Origin of the sequence: Pseudomonas sp. GL93, from assembly GCF_003408955.1 — a bacterium.
Taxonomy (GTDB): Bacteria; Pseudomonadota; Gammaproteobacteria; order Pseudomonadales; family Pseudomonadaceae; genus Aquipseudomonas; species Aquipseudomonas paracarnis.
Genome location: NZ_NKRF01000055.1, coordinates 1 through 9,786 on the forward strand (window position 1 = coordinate 1; position 9,786 = coordinate 9,786).

Sequence of the window (9,786 nt, forward strand, 5' to 3'; positions counted from 1 at the left end):
TGCGCCGGTGTTGCTGCGCGCGCAACGGCTGCTGGCCGCGCAACTGTAACTGACAAAACCGGGAACAAAGTGTGGGAGCTGGCTTGCCTGCGATAGCGGTGTGTCAGGCAACACATACATTGACTGTTCTGCCGCTATCGCAGGCAAGCCAGCTCCCACACTTTGTTCCCGGTTTTGTCAGTTACAGTTGCGCGGCCAGCAGCCGTTGCGCGCGCAGCAACACCGGCGCATCCACCATCTGCCCATCTATCTGATAAGCCCCTGCCCCATGAGCGCCCGCCTCCACCACCCGTCTGGCCCACGCCAGCTCTTCAGCGCTCGGCGCCAGCGCGGCATGAATCACCGCCACTTGCTTGGGGTGAATGCACAACGCCCCGGCAAAGCCCATTTCATAAGCGTGCCGGATCGAGCGGTGCAGGCCTTCGGGGTCGTCGATCGCCGGGTGCACGCCGTCCAGCGGCGCCGCCAGGCCAGCGGCGCGCGAGTGCACGATCAGCGCCAGGCGCGCCTGGTCGAGGGCCAATTCGGCGGCACGGGAGTGACTGCTCAGGTTCAGGTCCAGCGCCAGGTCCAAGCCACCGAATGACAGGCGCTCCACCTGGGGCGCCTGGGCAATCTGCGCCAGTGCCAGCAAACCCCGTGCGCTTTCGATAATCGGCCAGATAGCCTTGCCGGTCGCCGCCACCACCGCCACCTGGGCCGCGCTTTCGACCTTGGGCAGCAACACCCCGGCCACATTTGCATGGGCCTTGCAGAAGGCCACGTCCTCAAAATGCTCGGCATGTTGCGGCGCGTTGATGCGCACCCACACCTGGGCCTCGGGATGGGCGCACAGGAATGCCCCCAGATTATCCCGGGCCTGACGTTTGAGCGGTTCTTCCACCGCGTCTTCAAAATCCACAATCACTGCGTCGGCGCCGCTGGCCAGGGCCTTGGCAAACCGCTCCGGGCGGCTGCCCGGCACAAACAGCGCAGAACGTACTAAAGGCTTTGGCATCACTTGATTCCTGATTAGATAACGCCGCGCTCGCGCAGGTGGTTAATGGCCTCAATGGAGTACCCCAACTGATCGAGGATGCCTTGGCTGTGTTGCCCCAGCGCTGGAACGCCGTCCATGCGCGGGGTAAACGCGGCGTTACGGGCCGGTGGCAGCAGCGACGGCAACGGCCCCGCCGGGCTGTCGACGTCGCGCCAGCTGTCGCGGGCCTTGAGTTGCGGGTGGTCCCACACGCCTTGCATGTCGTTGACCCGCGCGCTGGCAATTTGCGCGTCTTCCAGGCGCTGGATCACCGCCTCGACGTCCAGTTGGGCAAAGCGCTCCACGATGATCTGGCGCAGCACCTCGCGGTTGGCCGAGCGCTTGAAATTGGCGCTGAAGCGCTCGTCGGTGGCCAGCGCCGGGGTGAGCAGTACTTTGTCGCAGAACGCCGCCCATTCGCGCTCGTTCTGCAAGCCGAGCATCACCGTGCCGCCGCCCCCGGTGGGAAACGGCCCGTAGGGGTAAATCGTCGAATGCGCGGCACCCGCACGCGGTGGCGGCGCCGCGCCGTCGAAGGCGTAGTACATCGGGTAGCCCATCCACTCCACCAGGCTGTCGAGCATGCTCACATCGATGCGGCTGCCCTGGCCGGTTTTGCCGCGCAGCAGCAGTGCCGACAGAATGCCGCTGTAGGCGTACATCCCGGCGGAGATATCCGCAATGGAGCAACCAGCCTTGGCCATCTGTTCTTCTTCTGGGCCTCCGGTCACCGAGAGAAAGCCGCCCTCGCTCTGGATCAGCAGGTCGTAGGCTTTCTTTTTCTCGTAGGGCCCGCCTTCGCCGTAGCCGGAAATATCGCAGACGATCAGCCGTGGAAAGCGCGCGTGCAGCGCCTCGAACGATAAGCCCATGCGCGCCGCCGCGCCGGGGGCAAGGTTCTGCACCAGCACATCGGCATCGGCCAGCAGCGCATCCAGAATGGCGCCCGCCTCGTCCTGCTTGAGGTCCAGGGTCAGGCTTTCCTTGGAGCGGTTGGTCCAGACGAAATGCGACGCCAGGCCGCGCACCCGCTCGTCATAACCACGGGCGAAATCGCCAGTGCCGGGGCGTTCGATCTTGATGACCCGGGCACCGAGATCGGCCAGTTGGCGCGTACAGAATGGCGCGGCAATCGCGTGTTCCAGGCTGACGACGGTGATGCCGTCCAGCGGTCGTTGTTCAGTCATGACAAATCCCTCAAAGCCAATGGGCCATGGACGCGGTAGTGCGCAGGTTCCACACCTGCTCGATCAGGTGGTTGGCCTGGGCCGGGGTGCGGGCGCCGCTGAAGTGGGCCAGGCGCTGGAACTTGTCCGCCAGCTCGGCACGGCTCAGGGTGTTGCCCGGGTCGCCCTTGGGTTCATCAATGGCACCGTGCAGCGTGCGGCCATCGGTGGTGGTGACGGTGACGCGGCCCAGCCAGCGTTGCGGGTAGGCGCTGTCGACCTGGGGGTCCAGGGTCATGCAAACCTTGTCGCGAAACGCCGCGACCGCAGGATCGGTCAACGCCAGCTCATGGAATTCAGGCAACCCGGCTTTGCCATGCACAGCGATCAGCCCAAGCACGGTGCCCATGGAGAATTTTGCCTGATGCACGGTGGCCGGCACCGTCACTCGGCCGAGTACGTCAATGGTGCCTTGGTGCACATGGGTTTGCACCTGGGAAATCTGCGCAGCACTCAAGCCTTCACGCTGCATCACGTCCAGCAGCGCATCGGCAGCAGGATGGGTGTGGCGACAGGAGGCGTGGAACTTGAACGAGGTTTCCACCAGCGCCCAACGGCTGCCCAAGCCAGCGCACAGCTTGCCTGGCTCGGCGTCACTGGACATACCTGCCGCCAAACCTTGGTCACCTTCAAGGATATTGCGCGCGCCGGTCAGCCCATCGGCCGTAAGGTAAGCCGCGAGCAAGCCGTCCGCCGCCGCCTTGGCCGTGTGCAGTTGCTTGGAGTCGGCGGCATCGCGCAGAAACTCCCACAGCCCGGCAGCCTGGGTGCCGGCGCTGCCGAGCAGGTTGATGAATTGTTCTTCGTTGAAATCGAGCAACTTGCCCACCGCGACCGCCGCCGCCAGGGTGCCGACCGTGGCCGTGGTGTGGAAGATGCGGTAGTGGGAACGGCCCATGAACTCACCGATGCGAATCCCCGCCTCGTAGCCGGCCACCGAGGCCAGCAACAGTTCACGGCCAGACTTGCCGAGGTCTTGGGCAGCCGCCAACGCGGCGGGAAACACCACGGTGGCCGGGTGCAGCACGGAACTGTTGTGCAGATCATCCTGCTCCACCAGGTGTGAGGAGGCAGCGTTGACCAGTGCGGCGAAATACGCGCTGGTGCCGGTGCCGTTGACGATCACCTGGGCCGGGCCGCTGCTCGGGCCCATCTTCTGCGCGTAGCGTTCAAACAGGGGAATCGGATGCGCGCCTTGGCTGGCCAAGGCGGACGCGAGCCAATCCAGGTACAGCTCTTCGGTACGCGCCAGCACGTGTTCGGGCAACTGAGGGTAAGTCAGCTCGGCCAGGAACCGGCACAGGGCTTGGGTAGGGCTCATGCTCAGGCCCTCAAAAGCTACGTGGCAGTTCGAGCAAATGCTCGGCCACGTAGGACAGGATCAGGTTGGTGGAGATCGGCGCTACCTGATACAGGCGAGTCTCGCGGAATTTGCGCTCCACGTCGTACTCGCAGGCAAAGCCGAAGCCGCCGTGGGTTTGCAGGCAGGCGTTGGCCGCTTCCCAGGACGCCTTGGCCGCCAGGTACTTGGCCATGTTGGCACTGGCCCCGGCGTTCTTGCCGCTGTCGTACTCTTCACAAGCGCGCCAGCGCATCAGGTCGGCCGCTTCGATCTCGATATGCGCCTCGGCAATCGGGAACTGCACGCCCTGGTTCTGCCCGATGGGCCGGCCAAACACCACGCGGTCGCGGGCATAGGCACTGGCCTTTTCGACAAACCAGCGGCCGTCACCGATGCACTCGGCGGCAATCAGGGTGCGCTCGGCATTCAGGCCATCGAGGATGTATTTGAAACCCTTGCCCTCCTCGCCAATCAGGCTGTCCAGGGGCAGCGCCAGGTTGTCGAAGAACAGCTCGTTGGTCTCATGGTTGACCATATTGGCGATGGGCTGCACGGTGAGGCCGTTGCCGATGGCCTGGCGCAGGTCCACCAGGAAGATCGACATGCCTTCGGACTTTTTCTTTACTTCGGCCAAAGGCGTGGTGCGAGCCAACAGAATCATCAGGTCGGAATGCTGTACCCGTGAGATCCAGACTTTCTGGCCGTTGATCACGTACTTGTCGCCGCGCTTGATCGCCGTGGTCTTGATCTTGGTGGTGTCGGTGCCGGTAGTGGGTTCGGTGACGGCCATCGACTGCAAGCGCAATTCACCGCTGGCCAGCTTGGGCAGGTAGTAGCGCTTTTGCACCTCGCTGCCATGACGCAGCAGGGTGAACATGTTGTACATCTGGCCGTGCACGGTGCCCGAATTTCCGCCGCAGCGGTTGACCTCCTCAAGGATCACCGAGGCTTCGGCCAGGCCCAGGCCGGAACCGCCGTATTCCTCGGGGATCATTGCCGACAGCCAGCCGGCGTCGGTCAGGGCCTTGACGAAGGCTTCGGGGAAGCCTTTTTCTTCATCGATCTTGCGCCAGTAAGCGGCATCGAACTCGGCGCACAAGGCGCGCACGCCGTCGCGGATGGCATTGAGTTCTTCGTTGTCATGGGCATTCATTAACGGCTCTCCGCCTGTTGTTATCGGGTTATTCGAAATGCACCTGGGCGGTCTGCGCCAGGCCTTCAGTGTTGCCAGCCCAGAGTTCTGCGACGCCGGTTGCGGTGATGCGCCCGCCGACCTCAAAAGGCTGTGGCGCAATCAGTGGGCGCACACCGCGATAGGCAAAACGGTGCAGGGTCGCCTCAGGGTGCGCCCGGCAGAACGCACGCAGGTTCAAGGTGGCGATCAGCGGGCCATGCACCACCAGGCCGGCATAGCCTTCGGTGCCGGTGACATAGGGGTAGTCGTAATGGATGCGGTGGCCGTTGAACGTGACGGCGCTGTAGCGGAACAACAGGGTCGGCGTCGGCTCGACGGCCTCTGTCCATTCGCCCCGGGCCAGCGCGTCGCCGCTGCCAGGCTTGGGTGGCGTGGGCTCGCGGTAGACGATGTCCTGCTCCTCGCGGATGGCCAGGCGTCCTTCCTGGGAGTAGTCATGGCGCACGGTGACAAATAACAGTGAGCCGGTGCGTCCGGTCTTTTCTTCGACCTGAGTGATGGTCGACACGCGCGTAGCCGCCTCGCCAGCCCGCAGCGGGTGCAGAAATTCAACACGCCCACCGGCCCACATGCGATTGCGGTTATCGGCCGGCGGCAGGAACCCGCCGCGTGCGGGGTGGCCATCGCTGCCCAAGGCCGATTCCGGCAACGGGTCCTGGAAAAAACACCATTGCCACAACGCAGGCACAGCGTCGCCGTCGGCAGGCACCTCTTCACCTAATGTCGCGGCGATGCGCTTGAGCAGGTTATGGCTCAGATGGTCGTGGGCGGTCTCACTTCGGCCGATCCAATCAGTGGCGCTCATCGGTTGCAGGTCCTCAGGCAATGGGTGTCTGACGTGGATCATGCAAGGGCGTGCCCGTTCTGAGAATTTGCATTTCAATAAACCAGCGTTCGGTTATGCTGAACGCCATTAATTGAAAAACACCGCATATCCCTGTGGGAGCGGGCTTGCTCGCGAAAGCGCAGTGTCAGTCACTGAATACATTGGCTGATCCACCGCTTTCGCGAGCAAGCCCGCTCCCACATTTGGGTCTTCATTGTGATGAGGTTTGGTGTTTATACCGGGAGTTTTGCATGCACTTCGACCTCGCCGACCTGCGCCTGTTTATCCATATCGCCGAATCCCCCAGCCTCACCCAGGGTGCCAAGCGCGCCTTCCTGTCGCCGGCCGCCGCCAGTGCGCGGATCAAGGCCCTGGAAGGCCAGCTCGACACGCGCCTGTTGTACCGCGACAGCCGGGGCGTGGAGATCACCCCGGCAGGCGAGCGGCTGTTGCACCATGCGCGGTTGATCATGCGCCAGGTGGATTACCTCAAAAGCGAGTTCACCCAATACGGCGTGGATTCGGCCGGGCATATCCGTATCTTCGCCAACACCACGGCGGTCACCGAGTTTTTGCCGGAGGTCCTGGCAGGCTTTCTGTCGCAGCGACCGGGCGTCACCGTCGACCTGCAGGAACGCCTGTCACGGGACATCGTGCGCGGGGTGCTCGATGGCACCAGTGACATGGGTATCATCGCCGGCCCCGTGGAAGCCTCCGGCCTGCAGGTGTTGCATTTCAGCACCGATGAACTGGTGCTGATGGTGCCCGTCGGGCATCCCTTGGCCGACCTGCCTTCGGTGACCCTTGAACAGACCCTGGCGTATCAGCATATCGGCCTGCATGAAGGCAGCACGCTGTTGAGCTTCCTGCGTGAACACGTCGAGCGCCTGGGCAAGCAATTGTCGCTGCGTATCCAGGTCTCGAGCTTCGAGGCGATCTGCCGGATGGTCGAGGCCGGCGTGGGCATTGGCATCATTCCTGAGTCCGCCGCCCTGCGTCACAGCCGCACCATGCAGCTGGTGACGGTGAAACTGGACGAGCCCTGGGCGATTCGCGAGCGCAGCATCCTGGTACGCGAGCTGGAAGCGCTGCCGGGGACCATTCGCGCGCTGATCGCCACGTTGATGCCGTGATCGTGTAGGAGCGAGCTTGCTCGCGAAAAACGTCAACGATAACGTGGGTTTGCTGAATGAACGCGGCGCCTGTAAGTTTTTCGCGAGCAAGAACTAGGCGTCCCCCTCGCTCCTACAGTTTGCCGTTAACAGTCTTTGACAGTTTCCCGACAAAGCACTCAAAGATTCTCAGCCCCCGCCGCCCTAGCATTCCAGCATCCAAATCATCACTCGGGTGCTCTTGATGTTTCGCAGACTGCGCGGTATTCCGCTATTGGGTTGCCTGTTGAGCAGTATCGGTTGCCACTCGCAACCGCCTGCCCCGCCGCCGATTCAAAAAGGCGATTACGGTGCAATCATCCGCTACCTGCAAACCCGCATTCCCCGGGAGATGGCTCGGGACAATGTGGCGGGATTGTCGATTGCCCTGGTCAATGGCCAGGAGCTGATCTGGGCCCGCGGCTTTGGCCTGGCTGACAAAGACCTGGGGGTGCCGGTCACGCCCAATACCGCGTTTCGCGCCGGTGGCATCTCCAAGCTGCTGACCGCCACGGCGGCGCTGCAACTGGTGGAGCAGCAACACCTGGCGCTGGATGCGCCGATCCAGCAGACCCTGCGTGAGTTCTACGTACGCTCCCGCTTTCACAGCGACCAGGCCGAGGCGGATCGAGCGATCACCTTGCGGCGCTTGCTCAGCCATCAATCCGGCTTGCCCAGCGAGCACCTGCGCGACCTGCGCAACACCTATGCCATGGGGCAAATGCCGATGCGTGTGTCGGGTGTGTGGCTGAGCAGCCTGCCGGGCTCCCAGGTGGCGTATTCCAACCTTGGCTATGCCTTGGTCGGTGCCGCCATCGAGCGCAGCAGCGGCAAAAGCTTCGAAGCCCAGTTGCAAAGCAGCCTGCTCACACCCTTGCGAATGAACCAGTCCAGTTTCTTGGGCACCGGTGCGCAAATGAGCTTTCGCGCCCATGGCTACGAGGACGGCAAGGCCAGCACCGACGCCCAGGTGCGTGACCTCGCCGCCGGTGGCCTGTGGACCAGCCCCAAAGACCTCAGCCGCTACGTGCGCATGCTGTTTGCCAACGGCACCTACAAGGGCAGCCAGATCCTCGGCAGCGCTTCTATCGACGCCATGTTTACCCAGCAAAACACCGGCAACGCCCTGGATTTCGACTGCCAGATGGGCTTGGGCTGGTTCTTGGCGCCCTGTGGTGACGAGCCCATCGGCCCCGGTGTGCGCACCTACCAGCACAGCGGTGGCGGCGACGACTTCGTGGCCCAGTTGACCCTGCTGCCGGACCAGCAACTGGCCGTGATCATCATGGCCAACGACAGCAACGCCGAAGACATGGTGGTGTCGCTGACCACCGACAGCCTGCGACTGATGCTCCAGGCACAGACCGGCCAACCCGTGTGTGCCGATGACTGCCAGGCACCGAGCCATGGCCTCAAGCTGCGCCATGTACCGGCGGCGGTGGACCGCAAGCGCCTGGCCGGCTTCTACGCGACTGCCTGGGGCGTGTTTCGCATCAGGGATGAGCATGCGCGCTTGACCGGTGAACTGGCCGGCTACGACTTTGAGCTGTTGCGTGATGAGCAAGGCTGGCTGCGGGCGCAGAAAAAGATACTGGGGTTCTGGCGCAAGGACCTGGGCGAGTTGGGCCGCGTGCAGCTGGATATGGTCAAGGTACAAGGCCGCCAAATGCTCACCGCCCGCAGCCACGGCCAACGCATTGCCATCGGGGAGCGCATCGAGCCGCCGCCCTTGTCCGCCGCCTGGGCCAACACGGTCGGCACCTACCAGGTGCTCAGCAGCCATGAACCCGACGCGCCATTGAGTGGCATCAGCGTGCGCCAGGAGGACGGTTTCCTGGTGATTCGCGGCCAATTGCACGGCGAGCCGTTGACCGACTACATCCTGCTGCCCATCGACAACGCCCACGCGGTACTGGCCGGCAACGGCTATGGCCTGGGCGATACCGTCAGCCGCCAGGTCAACGGGCTGAGTGCTTCGGGCTATTCGTTCAAACGCACCCATTCACCCCACGCCCCCTTGAATCTTTAACCAGGAAAACACCCTGATGCACTCAAAAAGCCTGTGCCTGTCATTGACCTCACTGTGCCTGCTCGCCACCGCCAACACCGCGCTGGCCGAAGACTGGCAGTACAGCCTCAAGGCCGGCGCAACAAACGTGCCCCGCTACAGCGGCAGCGACGAACGCACCACCGCCCCTATACTGGGTGGCCAAATCATCAGCCCTTGGGGGGTTTTTCTCGACACCGACCGAGGCCTGGGCTGGGGCTACGACGGGGGCGCCTTTAAGTTCAGTACCTATGTCGGCGCCAGCGGCTCACGCAAGGATAAAAATCAAAGCCTGCATGCCGGCGCCGACCGCCTCAAAGGCATGGGCGAGATCAAGTCCCGCCCGCAACTGGGGGTAAGTGCTGCCTACACCCTGGGCGCGGTGATCATCGGCGCCACCCTGGAACATGCACTCAAGGAAGACGACCGCAAAAAAGACACGGGCCAGGCCTACACCCACCTGGCGCTGAGCCTGGGCACCCAGCTGTATAAAGGCCGCTACGGCTCGGTCGATGCCAGCCTCAACAGCCACTTCGGTGACCGTAACTACCTGCAGACCTGGTACGGCGTGACCACCGACCAGGCCGCCCGTAGCCGCTTCAAGGCCTACAAGGCTGGCGCAGGCAATATCAGCAATGGCATGAGCCTGACGTGGAGCCTGCCAATCAGCGAACACACCAAATTCTCGACCTTGCTGGATGTGCAATACCTGGCAGATGAAGCAGGCAAGAGCCCGATTGTGGAGCAGCGGCTGCAGGCGTCGGTGTCGGGGGAGCTGCAGTACACCTTCTGATCTAATTAGCTGCCCTCTGTAGGAGCGAGCTTGCTCGCGAAAAACTCGCAGGCGCCGCGTTTATCCAGAAAACACGCGTTATCGTTGAGGTTTTTCGCGAGCAAGCTCGCTCCTACAGGATGGCATTGGGGCAAGCCCCCTTACTCGGCGTATGCCCACGTCATTCGAAACGACGCCCCGCCCCACTC

At 63.2% G+C, this 9,786-nt stretch carries 8 protein-coding genes; 3 read left to right on the forward strand and 5 right to left on the reverse strand.

The annotated features are described in order from the left end of the window. Positions 1-181: 181 nt before the first annotated feature. From CER19_RS08805 to CER19_RS08825, 5 genes are read right to left on the reverse strand one after another with little or no spacing between them, the layout of a single operon-like run. Entirely contained in the window at positions 182-997 is an 816-nt protein-coding gene (locus CER19_RS08805) for a CoA ester lyase (protein ID WP_073453287.1), read from the reverse strand. Positions 998-1,011: 14 nt separating this feature from the next. Next, a complete protein-coding gene (locus CER19_RS08810) occupies positions 1,012-2,205 on the reverse strand; it encodes a CaiB/BaiF CoA-transferase family protein (protein ID WP_116666138.1) in 1,194 nt (397 codons plus the stop codon). A gap of 10 nt (positions 2,206-2,215) precedes the next feature. Continuing rightward, positions 2,216-3,565, reverse strand: coding sequence for an MmgE/PrpD family protein (locus tag CER19_RS08815; protein ID WP_116666139.1), 1,350 nt, complete (start codon positions 3,563-3,565; stop codon positions 2,216-2,218). A 10-nt stretch (positions 3,566-3,575) separates the two neighbouring features. Continuing rightward, positions 3,576-4,739, reverse strand: coding sequence for an acyl-CoA dehydrogenase family protein (locus CER19_RS08820; RefSeq protein WP_116666140.1), 1,164 nt, complete (start codon positions 4,737-4,739; stop codon positions 3,576-3,578). A gap of 28 nt (positions 4,740-4,767) precedes the next feature. Further along, entirely contained in the window at positions 4,768-5,586 is an 819-nt protein-coding gene (locus CER19_RS08825; RefSeq protein ID WP_116666141.1) for a MaoC family dehydratase N-terminal domain-containing protein, read from the reverse strand. A 272-nt stretch (positions 5,587-5,858) separates the two neighbouring features. On the opposite strand from CER19_RS08825, the gene CER19_RS08830 reads away from it, so the two are divergent. From CER19_RS08830 to CER19_RS08840, 3 genes are all read left to right on the forward strand, one after another. Further along, positions 5,859-6,740 carry a LysR family transcriptional regulator gene (locus tag CER19_RS08830; RefSeq protein ID WP_003191032.1) on the forward strand — a complete coding sequence of 294 codons (882 nt, stop codon included), beginning with the start codon at positions 5,859-5,861 and terminating at the stop codon, positions 6,738-6,740. 223 nt (positions 6,741-6,963) lie between these two features. After that, a complete protein-coding gene (locus CER19_RS08835) occupies positions 6,964-8,787 on the forward strand; it encodes a serine hydrolase (protein ID WP_116666142.1) in 1,824 nt (607 codons plus the stop codon). Positions 8,788-8,803: 16 nt separating this feature from the next. Beyond that, complete coding sequence (locus tag CER19_RS08840) at positions 8,804-9,598, forward strand: MipA/OmpV family protein (protein WP_116666143.1); 795 nt, start codon at positions 8,804-8,806, stop codon at positions 9,596-9,598. The last annotated feature ends 188 nt before the right edge of the window (positions 9,599-9,786 follow it).

Coding starts and splice junctions, on each gene's coding strand:
- CER19_RS08805 (WP_073453287.1), bottom strand. CDS start 997: ATGCCAAAGCCTTTAGTACGTTCTGCGCTGTTTGTGCCGGGCAGCCGC.
- CER19_RS08835 (WP_116666142.1), top strand. CDS start 6,964: ATGTTTCGCAGACTGCGCGGTATTCCGCTATTGGGTTGCCTGTTGAGC.
- CER19_RS08825 (WP_116666141.1), bottom strand. CDS start 5,586: ATGAGCGCCACTGATTGGATCGGCCGAAGTGAGACCGCCCACGACCAT.
- CER19_RS08840 (WP_116666143.1), top strand. CDS start 8,804: ATGCACTCAAAAAGCCTGTGCCTGTCATTGACCTCACTGTGCCTGCTC.
- CER19_RS08810 (WP_116666138.1), bottom strand. CDS start 2,205: ATGACTGAACAACGACCGCTGGACGGCATCACCGTCGTCAGCCTGGAA.
- CER19_RS08815 (WP_116666139.1), bottom strand. CDS start 3,565: ATGAGCCCTACCCAAGCCCTGTGCCGGTTCCTGGCCGAGCTGACTTAC.
- CER19_RS08830 (WP_003191032.1), top strand. CDS start 5,859: ATGCACTTCGACCTCGCCGACCTGCGCCTGTTTATCCATATCGCCGAA.
- CER19_RS08820 (WP_116666140.1), bottom strand. CDS start 4,739: ATGAATGCCCATGACAACGAAGAACTCAATGCCATCCGCGACGGCGTG.